Consider the following 22322-nt stretch of genomic DNA (forward strand, 5'->3'; position numbering starts at 1 on the left):
GTTCGCATTTGCGGTATGCGCGATGCTGAGCTATCGAGCCGCATCGGGTTGACCGCGGATGCGGGGAAGCCCATCTCGGGACTCTGATCAAAGACCGGAATGGATAATGGCCGAATTCACCCTGCCGAAGAATAGTGTTGTCAAAAAGGGCAAGGCGCACCCCGCTCCTGAGGGAGCGAGCCGGGTGAAGAAGTTCAAAATCTATCGCTACGATCCCGATTCGGGTGAAAATCCGCGCTACGACACCTATGCCATCGATCTGGACGATTGCGGGCCGATGGTTCTTGACGCGCTGATCAAGATCAAGTCGGAGCAGGATTCGACGCTGACCTTCCGCCGGTCGTGCCGTGAAGGCATTTGCGGATCCTGCGCGATGAACCTCGACGGCAAGAACGGCCTCGCCTGCACCACGGCGATGGAAGACATTAAGGGCGAGATTCGCATCACGCCGCTGCCGCATATGGACGTGATCAAGGATCTTGTCCCTGATTTCACCCATTTCTATGCGCAATATGCTTCGATTCAGCCTTGGCTGAAGACCGTGACGCCGCCGCCCGCAGGCAAGGAGCGGCTGCAGTCGCCCGAACAGCGCGATCAGCTCGACGGCCTGTACGAGTGTATTTTGTGCGCCTGCTGCTCGACCTCGTGCCCCAGTTACTGGTGGAATTCGGATCGCTTCCTTGGCCCTGCGATCCTGCTTCAGGCCTATCGCTGGCTGGCCGACAGCCGCGACGAGATGACCGGTGAGCGCCTCGACGAGCTGGAAGATCCCTTCCGCCTCTATCGCTGCCACACGATCATGAACTGTGCGAACGTCTGCCCCAAGGGGCTGAACCCGGCCAAGGCGATTGCCGAGACCAAGAAGATGATCGTCGAACGCGCGATCTGATTCGATCCCATGGTAGCCGACAGCAGCACGGCGCCGCATTTCGTCTATGAAGATGATCCCGACCTTCCGGGCTGGAAGCGTTGGGAACTGGGCGAGGCGGGGCGCTATAACGACTTTCTCGGGCCGCTGTCGGTTCGGATGGAGGGCGATGTCGCGCGCGTGCGGATGGTGCCGCAGCACTGCCATTCCAATGTTTCGAACAATCTGCACGGAGGTGTGCTGCTCGGCTTTGTCGATGTGGCGATGTTCGCTGCATCGCGCGGATTCGAGGTGTTGACCGCAGGGGCGGGCGTGACGCTCGACGTGTCGGTGCAGTTTCTCGCCGCGGGTTCGGTTGCCTCCCCGGTCGAGGCGCATGTCGAATTGCTGCGCGAAACGGGGCGGATGCTGTTCCTGCGCGGGCTGGTGGTGCAGGATTCGACGACGATCGGCAATTTTTCCGGCACGCTGCGCAAGCTGTCGCCGCGATGAGCACTGTCCTCAAACGCTATTCGCAGCTGGTCGAAGCGGGCGAGCTGAAGCCCGATGCCGAGCAGGCGGCGGTGGCGGAGCGGCTCGACAGACTCGCGCAGGAGCTGGAAGCCGTGCCGAAGCGCGGCAGCCTGCTCTGGAAAGTGCTGGGCAAGGCGCCTGAACCTGCGCGCGGCCTGTATATGTGGGGCGGGGTCGGACGCGGCAAATCCATGCTGATGGATTTGTTCTTCGACAATCTCGACATTCGCCGCAAACGCCGCGTGCACTTCCACGAATTCATGCTGGAGGTGCACGAACGCCTCGCCGAGGAACGCAAGAAGGAAGCGGGCGACCCGATCGTGCCGGTCGCCGATGCGATGGTCGGCGAAGCGCGCCTGCTCGCCTTTGACGAGATGGTCATCAACAATACCGCCGATGCGGCGGTGCTCTCGCGCCTGTTCACGCGGATGATGACGCACGGTCTGACCGTGGTGACAACATCGAACCGGCCGCCCTCCGATCTGTATAAAAACGGACTGAACCGCTCGCTCTTCCTGCCGTTCATCGATCTGTTGCAGGAACGGCTCGACGTGCTGTCGCTCAACGGACCGGTCGATTATCGGCTCGACCGGCTGGGCAGCATGGATACCTGGCTGGTGCCCAACGGTCCGGAAGCGACGGCGGAACTGTCCGATGCGTTCTTTCGCCTAACCGACTATCCGGTCGAGGATCGTGCGCATGTCCCGACCTGTGAATTGCCGGTGGGCGGCACGCGCGAGCTGCACGTGCCCAAATGCCTGAAGGGCGTTGCGGTATTCAGCTTCAAACGGCTGTGCGGCGAAGCGCGCGGATCGTCCGATTATCTCGCCATTGCGCGGCGATTCCATACCGTCGTACTGGTCGGCATTCCCAAGCTCGGCCCCGAAAATCGCAACGAAGCGGCGCGCTTCGTGACGCTGATCGATGCGCTGTACGAGCATAAGGTAAAGCTGCTCGCCGCAGCCGATGCCGTGCCCGAACATCTTTATGATGAAGGCGACGGGCGGTTCGAATTCGAACGTACCGTGAGCCGCCTCAACGAGATGCGCTCCGACGAATATCTCGCCAAGGGGCATGGCGAGGGCGAAACGCTGGACGCGCCGGGGACGACTGCCTAGCCTCTATCCCAAAACAGGAGGGATGGATGTGGAAGGTGGTTGCCGGCCTGATTGCAGGCAGCATGGCGCTGTGCGCAGCGCAGGCGCAGGAGGTGGTTCCTGCCGCCCGGGACGGGACTCCCCCAATCACGCTTGTCGCGGCGGATATGCGCGCCGGGCAGGACCTGTCGGGGCCGTGGCATAGGGGGATCGACCCCTATCGTGACGGGCTGGCGGGTTTTCATGGCGGCGATCCCGGCCTTTCCAGCAGGCGCTATGCCGATCTCGACATTGCCGCGACCGAGCGCAACGACGGCGGCGCGCTGTTCGAGCAGGATCTGGCGCGCGGGCCGGTGGTGACCTTGCCCTCCTCCTGGCTCACTGAGGCGCCTGAGCTTCGCCACTATCAGGGGCTGGTCTGGTATCAGCGCCATTTCGATACCGCGAAGCAGCCTGGCAAGCGGTATCTGCTGCGCTTCGGTGCGGCGAATTATGCCGCCTATGTCTATGTGAACGGCGCGAAGGTGGGCGAGCATCGCGGCGGGTTCACGCCGTTCACCTTCGACGTGACCGACCGGCTGCGCGATGGCGATAATCAGATCACCGTCGGAGTCGATTCGCAGCGAAGCGATGCGGACGTGCCGCCGCCTGTCACCGACTGGGAGACCTATGGCGGCATTACCCGCGAAATTCGCCTGATCGCGGTTCCTGCGACCTTTATCGACGATGCATGGGTGCGGCTGGAGCGCGACGGGAACATTCATGCGAGCGGCAGGCTGGAGGGCGCGCAGGCTGCGGGCATGGCAGTGAAGGTGACGATCGCCGGGCTGAGCGTGCCGCTCTCAGCGCGAAGCGATGCGAGCGGCCATTGGGAGGCAAGCGCCCCGGTGCCCGCCAATCTCGAGCGCTGGTCGCCCGAGCGCCCGCGCCTGTACGATGTGACCGTTGCTGCGGGCGAAGACCGGCTGACCGACCGCATCGGCTTTCGCACTGTCGCGGTCGATGGTGACCGGATTCTGCTCAACGGCAAGCCGATCTTCCTGCGCGGGATCAGCATTCATGAAGAGGAGTTCGGCGCTGATCCGACCCGTGCGATCACGCCTGCCGCCGCCCGCGCGCTGCTCACCGAGGCGAAAGAGGGGCTCAACGGAAATTTCGTCCGGCTGGCGCATTATCCGCATTCCGAAGTCATGACGCGCATGGCGGACCGGCTTGGCCTGCTCGTATGGAGCGAAATTCCGGTCTATTGGCGCGTCGCGTTCGATAACCCCGCCACGCTGGCCGATGCACGCACGATGCTGGCCGAGAATATCCGGCGCGATCGCAACCGCGCCGCCATCATCCTGTGGAGCGTCGGCAATGAAACGCCGGTGAGCGACGCCCGCAATCATTTCCTGCGCACGCTGGCGGGCGATGTCCGGCGGCTCGACGATACGCGACTCGTCACTGCGGCCCTGCTGTCGCATCGGGAAAAGCGCGGCGGTGCCGATACGGTGGTGATCGACGATCCGCTGATTCCCGCGCTCGATGTGATGGCGGTGAACGCCTATAATGGCTGGTACAGCGACGACCGGCTTGCCGATCTGCCCGCCCTCCGATGGACGTCCGCTTATGACAAGCCGCTGATCTTTTCCGAACTGGGGGCAGGGGCGAAAGCGGGCTATCACGATCCGGCGGGCACCCATAAATTTTCCGAAGAGTTTCAGGCGGAATATTATCGCCAGACCCTGAAAATGGCTGAGAAGGTGCCGCATCTGCGCGGAATGTCGCCCTGGATATTGAAGGACTTCCGCTCCCCGCGCCGCCAGCACCCGGTATATCAGCAAGGATGGAACCGCAAAGGGCTGGAATCGGAAACCGGACAGCGCAAACAGGCGTTTAGCGTTCTGGCAGACCAATATCGCCGCTGGGCCGAGGCGCCGCCCGACCCGGTGGAGTAGAGCCGTGCGCCAGCTTATTGCACTTGCGAACCATGTGCAAAGAAAGACGTTAACCTTTGGGCGTTACCGGTTGCCCCCGCGCTTTTAAGCGCCTAAGTCGCGTGCGTTTCAATCGCGGGTTCGTCCGAGTCCCGTGACATGGTTGAGGAGATCCCAATGGCCCGTAAGAAGATCGCTATGATCGGTTCCGGCATGATCGGCGGCACGCTCGCGCATCTCGCCGCGATGAAAGAACTTGGCGACATCGTTCTGTTCGACATTGCCGAAGGTGTTCCGCAGGGCAAGGCGCTCGATCTGGCGCAGGCCGGCCCGCCCGAAGGGTTCGACGCGAAGCTGAAGGGCGCGAATTCCTATGAGGAAATCGCCGGCGCCGATGTGTGCATCGTGACCGCGGGCATTCCGCGCAAGCCCGGCATGAGCCGCGACGATCTGCTCAAGACCAACCTCAACGTCATGAAGGCTGTGGGCGAAGGCATCGCCAAGCACGCGCCCGACGCGTTCGTCATCTGCATCACCAATCCGCTCGACGCGATGGTATGGGCGCTGCGCGAATTTTCCGGCCTGCCGCACCAGAAGGTCGTCGGTATGGCGGGCGTGCTCGATTCGAGCCGCTTCCGTCACTTCCTCGCCGAGGAATTTGACGTTTCGGTCGAAGACGTCACGGCATTCGTGCTGGGTGGTCATGGCGACACGATGGTCCCCGTCGTCGAATATTCGACCGTTGCGGGTATCCCGATCCCCGACCTGATCAAGATGGGCTGGTCGACGCAGGAGCGTATCGACGCGATCGTTCAGCGCACCCGTTCGGGCGGCGGCGAGATTGTCGGGCTGCTGAAGACCGGCAGCGCTTTCTACGCGCCCGCGACCAGTGCCATCGTGATGGCCGAGAGCTATCTGAAGGACAAGAAGCGCCTGCTTCCCTGCGCGGCGCATCTGACCGGCCAATATGGCGTCGATAATCTGTATGTCGGCGTTCCGATCGTGATCGGCGCGAACGGCGTTGAAAAGGTCGTCGAGATTGAGCTGAATGAGGGCGCTGCTGCGAACTTCCAGACGTCGGTCGACGCGGTCAAGGAGCTGGTCGCTGCCTGTAAGGGCATTGACGGCAGCCTGAATTAATTCGCCGCGGCCCCGCGACTCTGCGGGGCCGTTTCATGGCACGCGATGCCGGTGTTCGCCGGCACCACGGAGAAGGTCACGAATGAGCATCCTCGTCGATAAGAATACCAAGGTCATTACCCAGGGTATGACCGGTGAAACCGGCAGCTTCCACACCAAAGCTGCGCTGGAATATGGCACGCAGATGGTCGGCGGTGTTACGCCGGGCAAGGGCGGCACCACCCATCTCGACCTGCCGGTGTTCGACACCGTGGCAGAGGCGAAGGAAAAGACCGGCGCCGATGCGAGCGTCATCTATGTTCCGCCGCCCTTCGCAGGCGATTCGATCCTTGAAGCGATCGATGCCGAAATCCCGCTGATCGTTTGCATTACCGAGGGCATTCCGGTGCTCGACATGGTGAAGGTAAAGCGCGCGCTTTCGGGTTCGAAGTCGCGCCTGATCGGCCCGAACTGCCCCGGCGTGCTGACGCCCGGCGAATGCAAGATCGGCATTATGCCCGGTTCGATCTTCTCGAAGGGTTCGGTCGGCGTCGTGTCGCGTTCGGGCACGCTGACCTATGAGGCGGTGTTTCAGACGACCAATGCAGGTCTGGGCCAGACCACGGCGGTCGGTATCGGCGGCGATCCGGTCAACGGCACCAACTTTATCGACGTGCTTGAGCTGTTCCTTGCCGATGACAAGACCGAATCGATCATCATGATCGGTGAGATCGGCGGCAGCGCTGAGGAAGAAGCCGCGCAGTTCCTGAAGGACGAAGCGAAGAAGGGCCGCAAAAAGCCGATGGTCGGCTTTATCGCGGGCCGCACCGCACCCCCGGGACGCCGTATGGGCCATGCCGGCGCGATCGTTTCGGGCGGCCAGGGCGGCGCGGACGACAAGATCGCGGCGATGGAATCGGCGGGTATCCGCGTTTCGCCTTCGCCTTCGCTGCTCGGCGAAACGCTGGTCGAAGTTCTTAAAGGTTAAGCGTGTCGCCCCGGCGGAGGCCGGGGCCGCTGCCCGTTCCGGGATGCGCTGCTTACAATAAAGGCTCCGGCCTCCGCCGGAGCGACGGAGTGAAGGCCATGGGTTATGAAGGCCTGGATTTTTCGGAAATCGCCGGTGGGGTGAGCCCCGCTTTCGTCGAGACCCTGTACCGCAAGTACAAGGCTGATCCGACCTCGATCGAGGCGGGATGGCGCGAATGGTTCGACGGGCTGGAAAACGCGGTTTCCGGGCCAAGCTGGGCGAACCCGAACTGGCCGCCCAAGGATACCGATTCGCTGACCGCAGCGCTCGATCCGACGCAGATGGAGGCAGCGCCCAAGCCTGCGAAACCCGACAAGCCCGAAGCGAAAGTAGCCGCTGGTAAAACGGCAAGCACCGAAGATGTGGCAAAGGCGGCGGGCGATTCGATCCGCGCCATGATGCTGATCCGCACCTATCGCGTGCGCGGTCACCTTGCCGCCAATCTCGATCCGCTGGGCGCGCATCAGTCCGAAATGCCCGAGGATCTTCGCACCGAATATCACGGCTTTCCCGATAGCGAGATCGACAGGCCCGTCTATCTGGGCGGCGCACTCGGCCTTGAAACCGCTACGGTGCGCGAACTGGTCAATATTCTGCGCGCCAATTACTGCGGCAATGTCGGCCTGGAATATATGCACATCGCTGATGTCGAGGAGCGCCGCTTCCTCCAGGAGCGTATGGAGGGCAAGGACAAGGCGATCGAATTTACCGAGACGGGCAAAAAGGCCATTCTCGGCAAGGTGATCGAAGCCGAGCAGTGGGAAAAATTCCTCGGCAAGAAATATGTCGGGACCAAGCGGTTCGGCCTCGACGGCGGCGAATCGATGATTCCCGCGCTTGAAGCGGTGATCAAATATGGCGGTCAATATGGCGTACGCGAAATCGTGTACGGCATGGCGCATCGCGGCCGTCTGAACGTCCTCGCCAATGTGATGGCAAAGCCATTCCGCGTGATCTTTCACGAATTTTCGGGCGGTTCGGCAAACCCCGAAGATGTCGGCGGTTCGGGAGATGTGAAATACCATCTCGGCACCAGCACCGATCGCGAATTTGACGGCATCAACGTGCATATGTCGCTGGTCGCCAATCCCTCGCACCTTGAAGCGGTCGACCCGGTCGTGCTGGGCAAGGCACGCGCGATCCAGACCTATCGCGACGATCTGGAGGCGCATGAGCAGGTGCTGCCGGTGCTGATCCATGGCGATGCGGCCTTTGCGGGTCAGGGTATCGTGTGGGAATGCCTCGGCTTTTCGGGCATTCGCGGATACAATACCGGCGGCTGCATCCATTTCGTCATCAACAACCAGATCGGCTTCACGACGAGCCCGCAATTTGCGCGCTCCTCGCCCTATCCCTCGGACGTGGCGAAGGGCGTTCAGGCGCCGATCTTCCACGTTAACGGCGACGATCCCGAAGCGGTCACCTTTGTCTGCAAGATGGCGATGGAATTCCGTCAGCGCTTCAAGCGCGACATCGTGATCGACATGTGGTGCTATCGCCGCTTCGGCCATAATGAGGGCGACGAGCCGAGCTTTACGCAGCCGATCATGTATTCGGCGATCAAGCAGCACCCGCCGGTCAGCGAAATCTATGGCAAGCGCCTCGCTGAGGAAGGCGTGATCGACGGCGACTTCGTCAAGGAGAAGGTGGAGCAGTTCACCAATCTGCTCGAAGGCGAATTCGAAGCAGGCGAGAGCTATAAGCCGAACAAGGCGGACTGGTTTGCCGGTCGCTGGTCGGGCCTGTCGGTTCCCGCCGATGCAGAAAGCGGACGGCGCAGCGTCGATTCCGGGCTGGATCGCAAGCTGTTCGATTCGCTCGGTCGCACGCTGACCACCGCGCCCGACGATCTGGAGATGCACAAGACGCTTCGCCGGATCATCGATGCCAAGCGCAAGATGTTCGAAACCGGCGAAGGGTTCGACTGGGCGACCGGCGAAGCGCTGGCATTCGGATCGCTGCTGTCGGAAGGCTATGGCGTCCGTCTGTCGGGTCAGGATTCGGGTCGCGGGACGTTCAGCCAGCGGCACGCTGTCTGGGTCGATCAGAAGGACGGGCATGGCTATGTGCCGCTCGACCAGATCGAACATGGCCGGTTCGAGGTGCTCGACAGCCCGCTGTCCGAATATGGCGTGCTGGGCTTCGAATATGGCTTTGCGCTTGCCGATCCGAAAACGCTGGTCCTGTGGGAAGCACAGTTCGGCGACTTTGCGAACGGCGCGCAGATCATGATCGATCAGTTCATCGCGAGCGGTGAGGCGAAATGGCTTCGCGCCAACGGCCTCGTGATGCTGCTTCCGCATGGCTATGAAGGGCAGGGGCCGGAGCATAGCTCGGCGCGGCTCGAACGCTATCTGCAGCTTTGCGCGCAGGACAATATGCAGGTTGCGAACTGCACCACGCCGGCGAACTATTTCCATCTGCTTCGCCGGCAGATGCACCGCAATTTCCGCAAGCCGCTGATCCTGATGACGCCCAAGTCGCTGCTTCGGCACAAAATGGCGGTGTCGAACGCGGACGATTTCCTCGGCGACAGCCATTTCCGGCGCATCCTGTCCGACCCGTCGGCCCCTGCTGATGGCGAGACCAAGCGTCTTGTGCTGTGCACGGGCAAGGTCGCCTATGACCTGATCGAAGCGCGCGATGCTGCGGGTGACAAGAACACCCAGATCGTTCGTATCGAGCAGATCTATCCCTTCCCGGGCGATCCGCTGACCGAACGGCTGAAAAAGATGCCCGCACTGGAAGAGGTCGTCTGGTGTCAGGAAGAGCCAAAGAACAACGGCGCATGGTTCTTTGTCGAACCGCTGATCGAACAGTGCCTGACCGATGCTGGCGTGAAGCCCGCACGGGCCACCTATGCAGGTCGCGCCGCAGCGGCGTCGCCCGCAACCGGCCTGATGAAACGGCACCAGGCCGAACAGGGCGCGTTGGTGGCAGAGGCGCTGGGGCACAGCGTCAAGGACGAAATCCGCCGCACGCGGCAGGGTTAAGGTAGTAACCGTCGCCCCGGCATGTGGCCGGGGCCGCTTTGCAAATTAAAGGATTCCGGCTTCCGCCGGAAGGACGAGGTAGAGATGGCAACCGAAGTCAAAGTACCCACCCTGGGCGAATCGATCACCGAAGCGACGCTGGGCGAATGGCTGAAAAAGCCCGGAGATGCGGTTGCGGCCGACGAACCGATCGCCAGCCTCGAAACCGACAAGGTGTCTGTTGAGGTGCCTTCGCCTGTCGCCGGGACCATGGGCGACTACAGCGTGCAGGTCGGCGACACGGTAGAAGTAGGCGCAGTCATCGCATCGATCGAATCGGGTGCAGGCGGTGCGAAGGCCGCTCCTACCCCGCCCGAAACCAAATCTTCCGACGCAGCGGTGAAGCCCGAAAATGCCGGGCAGCAAGCGCCGGGCGGCGATGTCGAGGCCGCTGCGCTGTCGCCGTCGGTGCGTCGCGCAGTGCTCGAAACCGGCGTTGATCCGTCGAATATCAAGGGAACCGGCAAGGATGGCCGCATCACCAAGGAAGATGTGATGGCGGCGGCCGAGAATAAGGGCGGCAGCACGCCTGCACCTTCGCCTGCTCCGGCACCCGCCCCGGCGGCTGCACCGGCAGGTGGCGAGCGCAAGGAAGAGCGCGTGCGCATGACGCGCCTGCGTCAGACCATCGCAAAGCGCCTGAAGAGCGCGCAGAACGAAGCGGCGCTGCTCACCACCTTCAACGATGTCGACATGACTGCTGTCATGGAAGCGCGTGCGAAGTATAAGGACCTGTTCGAAAAGAAGCACGGCGTTCGCCTTGGCTTTATGGGCTTCTTCGTGAAGGCCGCGTGCATGGCGCTGAAGGACGTTCCGGCGGTCAATGCGCAGATCGACGGCGATGAGATCGTCTATCACGATTATGCCGACATTTCGGTCGCGGTTTCCGCGCCGCAGGGGCTGGTGGTGCCGGTGATCCGCAGCGCCGACCAGATGAGCGTCGCGACGATCGAAAAGACGATCGGCGATTTCGGCAAGCGCGCCAAGTCGGGCGATCTCAAGATGGACGAGATGAAGGGCGGTACCTTCACGATCTCGAACGGCGGCGTGTTCGGTTCGCTGATGTCGACGCCGATCGTCAATCCGCCTCAGGCAGCGGTGCTCGGCCTGCACCGGATCGAGGAACGCCCGGTGGTTCGCGATGGTCAGATCGTCGCGCGTCCGATGATGTATCTGGCGCTGACCTATGATCACCGTCTGATCGATGGTCGTGAGGCTGTGACCTTCCTCGTCGCGCTGAAGAACGCGATCGAGGATCCGACCCGTATCCTGATCGATTTGTGAGCGGTTGGTGCTCCTGCGAAAGCAGGAGTCCAGGGCATCAAACAGTACGCTTCAATTGTGACTCTGGATTCCTGCTTTTGCAGGAATACGAAAATGGAGAAGACAGACGAAGTCGGGCTTTGTGTATCTGATGGCGAACAAGCGGAACGGGACGCTGTATTTGGGCGTCACCAGTGATCTGGCCGCTCGGGTCCATCAGCATCGCAACGGACTGATCGACGGGTTTTCGAAGCAATACGGGTGCACGCTGCTTGTATGGTTCGAAGCGCATGACGATCTGCAGGAAGCGCGCCGCCGCGAATTGCAGATCAAGAAATGGAAACGGGATTGGAAGCTCGAACTTATCGAGGCTGAAAATCCGCAGTGGAAGGACCTGTACGCGACACTGTTCTGAAGTGCCGTACTCCTGCGAATGCAGGAGTCCAGAGCCGCGAACGCGTCACGTCTAAACCCTGGGCTCCTGCGTGCGCAGGAGTACGATGGAGCGAGAGATGGCAGACAATTACGACTATGACGTTCTGGTAATCGGCGCCGGTCCCGGCGGTTATGTCGCGGCGATCCGTGCGGCGCAGCTGGGCCTGAAGACCGCGTGCGCCGAAAGCCGCGAAACGCTGGGCGGTACCTGCCTCAATGTCGGCTGTATTCCGTCCAAGGCGATGCTGCACGCATCCGAATATTTCGATGCCGCAGCGAATGGTGCGATGGCGAAGATGGGCGTCAAGGTTACCCCTGAGCTCGACCTCGACGCGATGCATGGCCAGCGCAAGGACGCGGTCAAGCAGCTGACCGGCGGCATCGAATATCTGTTCAAGAAGAACAAGGTCACCTGGCTGAAGGGCCGCGCTGCGTTTGAGGACGCGCACAAGGTGAAGGTCGGCGACGAGACCGTGACCGCGAAGAATATCGTCATCGCCACCGGTTCGAGCGTAACTCCGCTTCCCGGTGTCGAGATCGACCAAAGGATCGTCGTCGATTCGACCGGCGCGCTTGAACTCGCGAAAGTGCCCGAACATATGGTCGTTATCGGCGGCGGTGTGATCGGCCTTGAGCTGGGCAGTGTATGGCGGCGTCTGGGCGCGAAGGTTACCTGTGTCGAGTTCCTCGATCAGATCCTGCCCGGCTTCGACGGCGAGGTCCGCAAGGAATCGAACAAGATCTTCAAGAAGCAGGGGATCGAGTTCAAGCTGGGCACCAAGGTGACCGGTGTCGAGGTGAAGGGCGACAAGGCGACGTTGACGCTCGAACCCGCCAAGGGCGGCGATTCCGAAACCATGGAAGCCGATTGCGTGCTGGTGTCGATCGGGCGGCGTCCGAATACCGACGGGCTTGCGCTCGACAAGGCTGGCCTGAAAACCAATGAGCGCGGCCAGATCGAGATCGATCACGATTTCCGCACCGGCGTCGATGGCGTCTGGGCGATCGGCGATGTCGTTCCCGGCCCGATGCTCGCGCACAAGGCCGAGGATGAGGGCATTGCGGTTGCCGAGAATATCGCCGGCCAGACGGGTATCGTGAATCATGAGCTGATCCCGAGCGTCGTCTATACCTGGCCCGAAATTGCCGGTGTCGGCCTGACCGAAGAAGCGGCCAAGGAAAAGGGCGAGGTGAAGGTCGGCAAATTCCCGATGCTCGCCAATAGCCGTGCCAAGACCAATCACGAGCCCGACGGCTTTGTGAAGGTGATCGCCGATGCCAAGACCGACCGCGTCCTGGGCGTATGGTGCATCGCTTCGGTAGGCGGCACGATGATCGCGCAGGCGACGCAGGCGATGGAATTCGGCGCGACCAGCGAAGATATCGCCTATACCTGCCACGCGCATCCCACGCATAGCGAAGCGATCAAGGAAGCGGCGATGGCGGTAACGGGCAAGCCGATCCATATCTGATTTTGCGGGGTGCCCGGTCCGGGCGGCTGGCAGTTTCAAACTCCAAAACGGCATGTCGGGATATCCCGGCATGCCGTTTTTGCATTCGGCCCGCGCATACCAGGCTGCGGTGATGTGGACCTACACGCATATTGCAATTCTCGCCACCCGTCGTCACCCCAGCGAAAGCGTGGTCTCAGTGGGCTTGGGGAGAACGGAGCTGCGAACCTGCAGCAGATGCCAGCGTGCGCTGGCATGACGGCGGGGGATGGGTCGCCATCCATGCAGCTTAGTACCATCTCTCCCGCTCGCTTCGAGCGAAGTCGAGACGCGCACCCGGTTAGCCAGTCAACGCCCTGTTGCGCAAGGCGCTCCGGATTGCTTCACCGCGCCGTGCGGGTTCGCAATGACGGCTGCTGATGGTCGGGAGCAGCCCGATTCGGGTCAGTCGCGAAACCGGGTGCGAAACTGCGCCTGATCTGCCCATTTTCCGTTACGCCGGCCTCGACGCGGCATTCAGTGTTTCAGCCGGGATCGTATGCGGCTCTGGATGCCGGGTCAGGCCCGGCATACCGGTTTTTGATAGCGTCGCCGCCCCAGCGAGATCGCTTGGCGCGTGAGTGCCTCGGTAGAAAACTGTCGCGCGCGCGTCCAATCAAGCGCTGATCAGCCCCGGCCTGCCCGATTCGACTGCCCATCGTGCGGCGGTGCGGATCGGGGCGCCCGGCTGACGCACCGAATCGACGACGCGGAAATGGCCGGTCCATGCTTCGGGCGTGATCTCGGACAGCACATAGCCGCGCCGGTCGTTGGTCCAGTGCAGGAAGGGGTTGTCCTGCATAATTTGCTCATTGCCCGGACGCACATCATGGCCGTCGCCGCCGCTGCTCATCGAGGTAGAAACGAACTCGCTGGCGACCGTGCGCCCTTGATGCTGCAAATCCATCGCCCAGTTCTGATGCTCGTCGCCGGTGATCACCACGACATTGCCGCCCTTGTGGCGACCGAACATCGCGAACAGCCGGTCGCGCTGATCGGGATAGCCGGCCCAGCTATCCATATTATAGGTGGGTTCGGGCGCGGGGTAGGCGGCGGTGCGGCGGTCGATCGGTGCCATCATCACCTGTTGCGCCAGCCCCTGCCAGCGCTGGTTGCTCGATGCGAAGCCCTGATCCAGCCAGTCTTCCTGCGCCGTGTCGATCATCTGCTGCCCCTTGGCATGCGCGCCCGGACACATCGGTTTGAACCCGTCGCCGCAGGGCTGATCGCTGCGGTACAGGCGGGTATTGGGCATGTGCAGCCGCACCAGATCGCCGAAATCGACCCGCTTGCGGAAATGCACCGCGCCTTCGGCGTCCGGGAAGGAGGCGCGGCGCACCGGCATATGTTCATACCATGCCTGAAGCGCGGCACGGCGACGCAGCAGAAACTCCTGCGGCGGCGTACCGTCCTGCGCCCATTGCCCTGCCCAGTTATTCTGCACCTCATGATCGTCATAGGTGCAATACCAGGGCGCGGCGGCGCGGGCGGCCTGAAGATCGGCATCCATCGTCGTTTGCGCGTACCGAACGCGATAATCGTCGAGCGAGAACGGCTCACGCGTCGCATAGCGACGCACCGGCGCGATCGGCCGGTCGAACGCGTCGAGCACATAGCCCGGCGAATATTCGTAAATATAATCGCCATAATGGAACATGAAATCGGGTGCATCCTCCGCCGCGTGGCGGAAACAGGTGTACAGCCCTGCCTCGAAATGCTGGCACCCGACTGCGGCGAAGCGCACGCGATCGACCTTCGCGCCCGGTGCAGGAAGCGTCGTCGCACGGCCGGCAAAGCTGCGCTCTCCGGCACAGCGGAAGCGATACCAATAGGGGCGGCCGGGTTTCAGGCCGCTGACCTCGACATGCACGGAATGGGCGAGTTCGGGCCATGCCTTTTCGCTGCCCTTCGCAACGACGTTCCGGAACCCGTCGTCTTCGGCGACTTCCCAGTCCACCGGCACTGCTGCCATTGGCATGCCGCCATGCGGCGCCATCGGGTCGGGGGCAAGCCGCGTCCAGATCACGAAGCCGTCGGAAAGTGCATCGCCTGCCGCCACGCCCAGCGTGAAAGGATAATCGGCAAAACCGACCTGCGCGCGGCTTGCGGCGGGGAGAAGGAAAGGAGCGGCGATAAGGCCGCCGACAAAGCCGCGGCGCGTGGGGGTGAGAATCGACATGACAGGCCGCTAGCCATGATATGTTGCAACATTGTGGCGATCGCATCGCCGAATTGCGCCAAAGATCGTTACCGAATGACCGCCCCCCTTTTTTTGCGGAACAATTTCCGCTAAGCGCGCGCAAACCTCGTTTCCGGGACAATTTATAATGACACTTCGCAACGTGGCGATCATCGCCCACGTCGATCACGGCAAAACAACGCTCGTCGACCAGCTTTTCCGCCAGTCCGGTACCTTCCGCGACAATCAGCGCATCGACGAACGCGCGATGGATTCGAACGATCTCGAAAAAGAACGCGGGATCACCATTCTGGCCAAGTGCACCTCGGTCGAATGGGAAGGCACGCGGATCAACATCGTCGATACGCCGGGCCACGCCGATTTCGGCGGCGAAGTGGAACGTATTCTCAGCATGGTCGACGGCGTGATTCTGCTGGTCGATTCGTCGGAAGGCGCAATGCCGCAGACGAAGTTCGTGACCGGCAAGGCGCTGGCGCTCGGCCTGAAGCCGATCGTGGTCGTCAACAAGGTCGACCGTTCCGATTCGCGCATTCAGGAAGTGCTCGACGAAGTCTTCGACCTGTTCGTCAGCCTCGACGCGAATGACGAGCAGCTCGATTTCCCCGTGCTCTACGCTTCGGGCCGTAACGGCTATGCGAGCGAAAATCCCGATGCGCGCGAGGGCACGCTGACGCCGCTGTTCGAAAAGATCGTCAGCCATGTTCCGGCACCCGATGTCGATGTCGACGCGCCGTTCAAATTCCTTGTGACCTTGCTCGACCGCGATAATTTCGTCGGTCGTATTCTGACCGGCCGCGTCGAAACCGGCACGGTGAAGCTGAACCAGCCGATCCACGCGCTCGATCGCGACGGCAAGATCGTCGAAACCGGCCGCGCGACCAAGATCATGGCGTTCCGCGGTCTGGAGCGCGTGCCCGTGGACGAGGCAAAGGCAGGCGACATCATCTCGATGGCTGGCCTTGAAGTCGCGACGGTGGCCAACACCATCGCCGACACCTCGGTCAGCGAGCCGATTCAGGCGCAGCCGATCGATCCGCCCACGCTGTCGATGCGCTTTGCCGTGAACGATTCGCCGATGGCGGGCCGTGAGGGCAGCAAGGTCACGAGCCGCATGATCCGCGACCGTCTGTTCCGCGAAGCCGAATCGAACGTCGCGATCAAGGTGACCGAGGCTGAGGACAAGGACAGTTTCGAAGTTGCAGGGCGCGGCGAATTGCAGCTGGGCGTTCTGATCGAAACCATGCGCCGCGAAGGCTTCGAGCTGGGGATCAGCCGCCCGCGCGTGCTGTTCCGTGACGGCGAAAATGGCCGTGAAGAGCCGTATGAAACCGTCGTTATCGATGTGGACGAGGAGTTTTCGGGCACGGTCGTCGAGAAGATGAACCTGCGCAAGGCCGAAATGACCGATATGCGCCCGTCGGGCGGCGGCAAGACGCGCATCACCTTCTCCGCGCCCAGCCGCGGCCTGATCGGCTATCACGGCGAATTCCTGTCCGACACGCGCGGCACCGGCATCATGAACCGTCTGTTCGAGAAATACGGTCCGTATAAGGGCCAGATCGAAGGCCGTAAGAACGGCGTGCTGATCTCCAACGGCACGGGCGAGGCGAATGCCTATTCGCTCAACAGCCTCGAAGATCGCGGCATTCTGTTCGTCGGCCATGGCGAGGCGCTGTACGAAGGCATGGTGATCGGTGAAAACGCCAAGACGGATGACCTTGAGGTCAATCCGATGAAGGCGAAGCAGCTCACCAATATCCGCTCGTCGGGCAAGGACGATGCGATCCGTCTAACCCCGCCGCGCAAGATGACGCTGGAACAGGCCATTGCCTATATCGACGATGACGAGCTGGTCGAGGTAACGCCCAAGACCATCCGTCTGCGCAAGCGTCATCTCGATCCGCATGAGCGTAAAAAGGCGAAGCGCGCGGGCGCCGGCGCATAAGCGATTGCAGATATGGTAAGGAAGGGGCCTGTCGCAGCGATGCGGCGGGCCTTTTTTCATTGGTTATCGATGGCGAAGTAGCGCGGCAATCCAGCGGCGCTCGGCACGCCCTGAATAGGGTCACCCGGTGACCTATTAATGACGCGCTATGCGTCTCGACTTCGCTCGACACGAACGGAGGATGTTGGGGCCGGGAATTGCGCGAAAGCAAAATTGCCTGACCTGAACCTATGGCACGCTCGTCATCGCGAGCCCCGAAGTGGCGCGGCGATCCAGCGGCGGCACGCACCGCCGGATCGCCGCGTCGCTGCGCTTCCCGCCAGGACGGGTTTGGGTTGGTGGGGCGGCAGACGATTGCGGCTCCGGCCTCCGCCGGGGCGACGGTTGTTGCAATCGCGGCGCATATAAGCCCCTAACCCATGCGTCGCCCCGGCGGAGGCCGGGGCCGTGGGCGTGTGGCGCTATGTGGCAGGAAGCGGTGATGGTTGGTGGCGCCAGCCGCAAGGCTGCGGGCGGCGTGGCGCTCCGGATCGCTTGACGTTGGCACCATAGGTTCGGATCAACGCCGGTCGGTATCAGGCCTGTCGCGCTTCTCTTTGGCTTGCGTCTGTCCGTAGCGACCCTATGTGTGCTGCGATGCAACATGAACGGAAATCGGCATGACGCACGGCACAGCGGCTCCGGCGGCACGGCCCGGACTGGTATTGCTTGCGCTCGCCATGGGCGGGTTCGCGATCGGGACGACCGAATTCGCGACGATGAGCCTACTGCCCTATTTCGCCGACGATCTGCATATCGACGCGCCGACGGCAGGCCATGTCATCAGCGCCTATGCCGCGGGCGTGGTGGTGGGGGCGCCGCTGCTCGCCATCGTGTCAGCGCGGCTTGAGCGGCGCTTGCTGCTCATCCTGTTGATGAGCGTGTTCGCGGTTGCCAACGGATTGAGCGCGCTGGCCTCCAATTATTCGATGATGATGCTGGTGCGCTTTTGCAGCGGCCTGCCGCACGGTGCCTATTTCGGGATCGCTTCGCTGATGGCGGCGTCGCTGGTGCCGCCGGGAAAGCGGACCTGGGCAGTGTCGCGCGTGATGCTGGGGCTGACGGTCGCGACGATCATCGGCGTGCCGCTGGCCAATGCGCTGGGCCAATGGGCGGGCTGGCGCTGGGGCTTTGTGGTGGTCGCCGGGCTGGCGCTGACCACGGTCACGATGATCCGGCTGTTTGCGCCGCGCCAATATCCCGATTCCGATGCCAGTCCGTTTCGCGAGCTCGGCGCGTTGAAACGGCGTCAGGTCTGGCTGACGCTCGGCATCGGGGCAATCGGGTTCGGAGGAATGTTCGCGGTCTATACCTATCTCGCCTCGACCCTGGCCGATGTGACGCATGTGTCATCCGCCTGGTTGCCGGTCTATCTCGCCATTTTCGGGGCCGGGATGACGATTGGCAATCTGATGATCCCGAGCTTTGCCGATCGTGCGCTGATGCCGACCGCGGCGGGCGTGCTGATCTGGGCGATCGTCGTGACGCTGCTCTATCCGCTGGCAGCGCACAGCCCGTGGAGCATGGCGGCCATCGTGTTCCTGATCGGCATGGTGGGCGCGCTGGGCGCAGTGCTGCAAACGCGGCTGATGGATGTCGCGGGCGATGCCCAGTCGCTTGCCGCAGCGCTCAACCATTCGGCGTTCAATACGGCGAATGCGCTGGGACCGCTGCTCGCAGGGATAGCGATCGCTGCCGGGTTCGGCTGGACCTCGTCGGGGCTGGTCGGCGCGGCACTCGGCGCGGGCGGGCTGCTGATCTGGGCAATCGCATGGGTCGATGCGCGGCGTAGCGAGGCAGTGCCGCAGCCCGCGTGACGTCTGTTCCACGCGAAAGACGGTGGAGCGCCCCCGTCATGCCGGCCTAGTTTCGGCATCCGCCGTCGCACTGCACCCGCCGCCGATGCGCCTGACGCTCGGTGGGCCCCGGAACACGTCCGGGGTGACGTCTGAGACTGTCCTTTAGCTATAGGAAGCTCGCTTCTATGCCCCTGCCATCCTCAGCAGGTGCTTCCATTCGTCCTCGCGTACCGGGCTGACCGAGAGGCGCGATTGTTTCAGCGTCGCCATGTCCGACAGCGCCCCTTCGGCCCTCATCGCCTTTAGCGTGACGGGGGAGGGGAGCGGTTCGACGGGCGTCATCTTGACCGAGGCCCATTTGCCCTCCTCACCATCGGGCTGCCATTCGCGGGCGACCGCCATGATCCCGACGATGCACGGCTGGGCAATGGCGCTGTGATAGAAGAAAGCGCGATCGTCCTTCTTCATCGCGCGCAAATGCTTTGCGGCGGCATGGTTGCGAACCCCGGTCCATTCGGTGCTGCCGTCGCGAAGCAGATCGTCCCAGCCATATTCGTCAGGTTCCGATTTCATCAGCCAATATGCCATGTCGCTCTCCCCGGTCGCGCAATCGCCCTCAAGCGAGGCCAATGGTTGGTAAACGCATGCTGAATAGCCGGTTTTGAGCCGGTTCAGAAGCGGGACGCCATATTCCTCTCCATCGTCCGCCATTCCTGCGATCGGCCAACAGGGCCTGGCGAAACGACCAGTCAGGAGGATGGATATGACCATGTTGATGACCAAAGCTGCCATGGGGCTCGCCCTTGGCGCGACCGCGATGACCGCCGCCGTGCCCGCCGAAGCTCAGCGCTATCGCGATGACTATCGCTACCACGATCAGCACCGCGACAACGGTACCGGGACGGCGATCGTCGCCGGGATAGCCGGGCTCGCCATCGGGGCCGCGATTGCCTCGGCGTCGAACAACCGCCGCGAGTATCGCGACTATCGCTATGACCGCCCCGATTATCGCGATCGCTATTACCGCGGCGGCTATTATGCTCGACCCGCTTATCGTCCTCGCCCATATTGCAGCGTGCGGCGCGTATGGGACCCCTATCTGCACCGTCGGGTCGCGGTCCGTTATTGCCGATAAAGCCGAAGGGACGTTCGGCCCGTCCCTTTTTTCGCGGCTATAGGTGACGAAACCCCTTTTCCCGGCGGCGATCCTGCGGCACAGGGCGATCCCATGACTGATACGCCCCCCGACCGCCTTTCGGTAAATCCGCGCAGCCCGCATTTCGACCAGTCGGTGCTCGAACGCGGCATCGGCATTCGCTTCAAGGGCAATGAGCGCCGCGATGTCGAGGAATATTCGATGTCGGAAGGCTGGATCCGCGTCCAGCTCGGCAAAAAGGTCGACCGCCATGGTCAGCCGCTCACCATCAAGCTGACCGGCCCGGTAGAGGCCTGGTATCAGGATGTCGGCGCGCCGGAGGGCGACACCGGCAATGCCGGGCCGCAGGACGAAATCGACGAAGCGTAAGGGCGTCGGGCGTTCGCGCCTGGCACGCTGATCCTTTGAAACGGGCGGACGCAACGGGGCGCCCGCCCTTTTTCATGGTCAGTGCACGAACCGCGCGACCACGTCGCGATAGGAGCGCGACACTTTTACCTGCGCGCCCGAATCGAGCACCAGAAAACATTCGCCGTTGGTATGCGGCTTTACCTGCCGCACCAGATCGAGATTGACGATCGTCGAGCGGTGCACGCGCTGGAACCGGCGCGGGTCGAGCCGCTTTTCCAGATCCTTCATCGTTTCGCGCAGCACCAGATTATTGTCGCCGGTATAGATGACCATATAATCGCCCGCCGCGTCGATCCGTTCGATCGTATCGACGTCGACCCGGAAAATCTGGCCGCGATCCTTGATATTGATCAGCTTTTCATAGCGGCTGGCGGCCACCGCGTCGCCGCCGTCTGCATATTCCTCGGCCGCTTCGGGTGCGATTTCGGCGAGCACTTCCTTCAGCTTTTCGACCTCGGCCTGGCCGCGCTTTTCGTTGATCCGCTGGCGCACGCGCTCCAGCGTATCGGCGAGCCGCCCTTCTTCGACCGGCTTGAGCAGATAATCGACCGCCTGCGCCTCGAACGCGCGGATCGCATGGTCGGAATAAGCGGTGACGAACACGAATAGCGGCGGTTCGACTTCCAGCAGGCCCTGAACGACCGAAAAGCCGTCAAAGCCGGGCATCTGAATATCGAGAAAGACCAGATCGGGCTTTTGCGTCTTGATCGCACGGATCGCCTCGCGCCCGTTCTGGCACTTTTCGATGATCTCGACATCCTCATGCGGCTGCAGGCGCAGCTCAAGCCCCTGAATGGCAAGTGGTTCGTCATCGACGAGAATAGTGCGGATTGTCATGCTGCCTCGCGTTTGGGTTCCTCGATCTGGAACGGAATTTCGATCTCAACGCGAAAGCCCCCTCCGGGGTTCGTCCTTGTTTCGAATCGATGGTCGGGGCCGAACGCCTGAAGCAACCGCTCCCGGATATTGGCGTGGCCCACGCCCGTCGAAAGGTTCGGCCTGCGCGGCCCCCGGGTCAATCCCGGCCCGGTGTCCGCCACGACGACCCGCACTCTGTCTCCGGCGAGCCGCGCGGAGACGGCGATTTCGGCGCCTTCTTCCTGCGGGGTGACGGCATATTTGATCGCATTTTCGACCAGAGGCTGGAGCAGTAGCGAGGGGAGGCGCGCCTTTACCGCGCGCGGATCAATGTCGAAAACGGGGCGCAGCCGCTCATCGAAGCGCATCTTCTCAATCTCCAGATAGAGTTTGAGCGTGTCGATCTCCTGCGCCAGCGTGACATGCGCGGTGGGTTCGTTGGCGAGCGTGTAGCGAAGGAAATTGGACAATCGCGCCAGCATCGCATTGGCGCGCTCGGTTTCGCGCAGCAGCACCAGTGTCGAGATCGAATTGAGCGTATTGAACAGGAAATGGGGATTGAGCTGATAGCGCAGCATGGCGAGCTGCGCGGTCGATGCCTGAGTCTCCAGCAGCCGGAGCTGGGTATTCTGCTCCTCGACGATCAGATAGAAATTGATACCGAAATACAGCGCCGACCAGCCCGCAAGCACAACGAAATTGAGGAACACCGTCCCGAGCACGAGGTTCAGCGTGATGCCCGGTGCGGCATTTTTGAACGAAAAGGTAAAGGCGTCGATCACCGCATAGATCGCGGTCGCGGCCGCCAGCGTCGCCAGCGTGACGACGATCCCGGTGATGCGCGGCAGGCGGCGATAATAGCCGTACAGCGCCGATAGCAGCAGCGTCAGGCAATAGCCGACGATCGCTTCGACCAGCACCGCGATGACCGCCTTGAACGAAAAAGTGTTCGAAATGCTCGACACCGTGCGGAGCACCAGATAGCCGCCCCAGCCCGCTGCCTGCAGCATCCAGAAGGCGCGGCTCTTATCCTCGAAAAAGGGGCGCGAAAGGATCGAGGGTCTGGTTTTCGGCACGATGGAGCAGGCGCTTTCGGGTCAGGCGGTTGTCGGTAACCGTCACGAATATAGCGCAGCCGTGCCAAGGGC

At 62.3% G+C, this 22322-nt stretch carries 18 protein-coding genes; 14 read left to right on the forward strand and 4 right to left on the reverse strand.

What is annotated here, in order from left to right:
• Positions 1 to 106 precede the first annotated feature (106 nt).
• The 10 genes from EV664_RS10265 (at position 107) to lpdA (ending at position 12748) form a co-directional block, all read left to right on the forward strand.
• The gene (locus EV664_RS10265) at positions 107 to 889 is read left to right on the forward strand and encodes a succinate dehydrogenase iron-sulfur subunit (protein ID WP_133495626.1); all 783 of its coding nucleotides are present in this window, start codon (positions 107 to 109) and stop codon (positions 887 to 889) included.
• Positions 890 to 898: 9 nt separating this feature from the next.
• The gene (locus tag EV664_RS10270; RefSeq protein WP_133495627.1) at positions 899 to 1360 is read left to right on the forward strand and encodes a PaaI family thioesterase; all 462 of its coding nucleotides are present in this window, start codon (positions 899 to 901) and stop codon (positions 1358 to 1360) included.
• A complete protein-coding gene (gene zapE / locus EV664_RS10275; protein ID WP_133495628.1) occupies positions 1357 to 2499 on the forward strand; it encodes a cell division protein ZapE in 1143 nt (380 codons plus the stop codon). The genes EV664_RS10270 and zapE overlap by 4 nt, the downstream gene beginning before the upstream one ends.
• A 26-nt stretch (positions 2500 to 2525) precedes the next feature.
• A complete protein-coding gene (locus EV664_RS10280; RefSeq protein WP_229668215.1) occupies positions 2526 to 4418 on the forward strand; it encodes a glycoside hydrolase family 2 protein in 1893 nt (630 codons plus the stop codon).
• A 156-nt stretch (positions 4419 to 4574) separates the two neighbouring features.
• Entirely contained in the window at positions 4575 to 5537 is a 963-nt protein-coding gene (gene mdh / locus EV664_RS10285; protein ID WP_133495629.1) for a malate dehydrogenase, read from the forward strand.
• An 82-nt stretch (positions 5538 to 5619) separates the two neighbouring features.
• Positions 5620 to 6504 (forward strand): succinate--CoA ligase subunit alpha, encoded by an 885-nt coding sequence (sucD, locus tag EV664_RS10290; protein WP_133495630.1) that lies wholly within the window; start codon positions 5620 to 5622, stop codon positions 6502 to 6504.
• Positions 6505 to 6602: 98 nt separating this feature from the next.
• Entirely contained in the window at positions 6603 to 9539 is a 2937-nt protein-coding gene (locus EV664_RS10295) for a 2-oxoglutarate dehydrogenase E1 component (protein WP_133495631.1), read from the forward strand.
• Between the two features lie 84 nt (positions 9540 to 9623).
• The gene (gene odhB, locus EV664_RS10300; protein WP_133495632.1) at positions 9624 to 10862 is read left to right on the forward strand and encodes a 2-oxoglutarate dehydrogenase complex dihydrolipoyllysine-residue succinyltransferase; all 1239 of its coding nucleotides are present in this window, start codon (positions 9624 to 9626) and stop codon (positions 10860 to 10862) included.
• Between the two features lie 121 nt (positions 10863 to 10983).
• Positions 10984 to 11256: a GIY-YIG nuclease family protein gene (locus EV664_RS10305; RefSeq protein WP_268237664.1), complete on the forward strand. Its 273-nt coding sequence runs from the start codon at positions 10984 to 10986 to the stop codon at positions 11254 to 11256.
• 97 nt (positions 11257 to 11353) lie between these two features.
• Complete coding sequence (lpdA, locus tag EV664_RS10310; protein WP_133495634.1) at positions 11354 to 12748, forward strand: dihydrolipoyl dehydrogenase; 1395 nt, start codon at positions 11354 to 11356, stop codon at positions 12746 to 12748.
• Positions 12749 to 13382: 634 nt separating this feature from the next.
• Here lpdA and EV664_RS10315 read toward each other — a convergent pair.
• Positions 13383 to 14945, reverse strand: a complete 1563-nt coding sequence (locus EV664_RS10315) for an alkaline phosphatase D family protein (protein ID WP_133495635.1) — start codon at positions 14943 to 14945, stop codon at positions 13383 to 13385.
• Between the two features lie 148 nt (positions 14946 to 15093).
• On the opposite strand from EV664_RS10315, the gene typA reads away from it, so the two are divergent.
• Entirely contained in the window at positions 15094 to 16911 is a 1818-nt protein-coding gene (gene typA / locus EV664_RS10320) for a translational GTPase TypA (protein ID WP_133495636.1), read from the forward strand.
• 659 nt (positions 16912 to 17570) lie between these two features.
• Complete coding sequence (locus EV664_RS10325; RefSeq protein ID WP_133495637.1) at positions 17571 to 18767, forward strand: MFS transporter; 1197 nt, start codon at positions 17571 to 17573, stop codon at positions 18765 to 18767.
• A gap of 165 nt (positions 18768 to 18932) precedes the next feature.
• On the opposite strand, the gene EV664_RS10330 is transcribed toward EV664_RS10325, so the two are convergent.
• Positions 18933 to 19460 (reverse strand): EVE domain-containing protein, encoded by a 528-nt coding sequence (locus tag EV664_RS10330; RefSeq protein WP_308423522.1) that lies wholly within the window; start codon positions 19458 to 19460, stop codon positions 18933 to 18935.
• Between the two features lie 52 nt (positions 19461 to 19512).
• Here EV664_RS10330 and EV664_RS10335 point away from each other — a divergent pair, with 52 nt between their 5' ends.
• Both EV664_RS10335 and EV664_RS10340 read left to right on the forward strand, forming a co-directional pair.
• The gene (locus EV664_RS10335) at positions 19513 to 19884 is read left to right on the forward strand and encodes a hypothetical protein (protein ID WP_133495638.1); all 372 of its coding nucleotides are present in this window, start codon (positions 19513 to 19515) and stop codon (positions 19882 to 19884) included.
• A 93-nt stretch (positions 19885 to 19977) separates the two neighbouring features.
• Positions 19978 to 20274, forward strand: a complete 297-nt coding sequence (locus EV664_RS10340; RefSeq protein ID WP_133495639.1) for a DUF3297 family protein — start codon at positions 19978 to 19980, stop codon at positions 20272 to 20274.
• 78 nt (positions 20275 to 20352) lie between these two features.
• Here EV664_RS10340 and EV664_RS10345 read toward each other — a convergent pair whose 3' ends face one another.
• Both EV664_RS10345 and EV664_RS10350 read right to left on the reverse strand, forming a co-directional pair.
• Complete coding sequence (locus EV664_RS10345; protein ID WP_133495640.1) at positions 20353 to 21153, reverse strand: LytR/AlgR family response regulator transcription factor; 801 nt, start codon at positions 21151 to 21153, stop codon at positions 20353 to 20355.
• Entirely contained in the window at positions 21150 to 22184 is a 1035-nt protein-coding gene (locus tag EV664_RS10350) for a sensor histidine kinase (protein WP_188656406.1), read from the reverse strand. The genes EV664_RS10345 and EV664_RS10350 overlap by 4 nt, the downstream gene beginning before the upstream one ends.
• Positions 22185 to 22322 lie beyond the last annotated feature (138 nt).

This window comes from Stakelama pacifica, from assembly GCF_004361835.1.
Lineage (GTDB): Bacteria > Pseudomonadota > Alphaproteobacteria > Sphingomonadales > Sphingomonadaceae > Sphingomonas > Sphingomonas pacifica.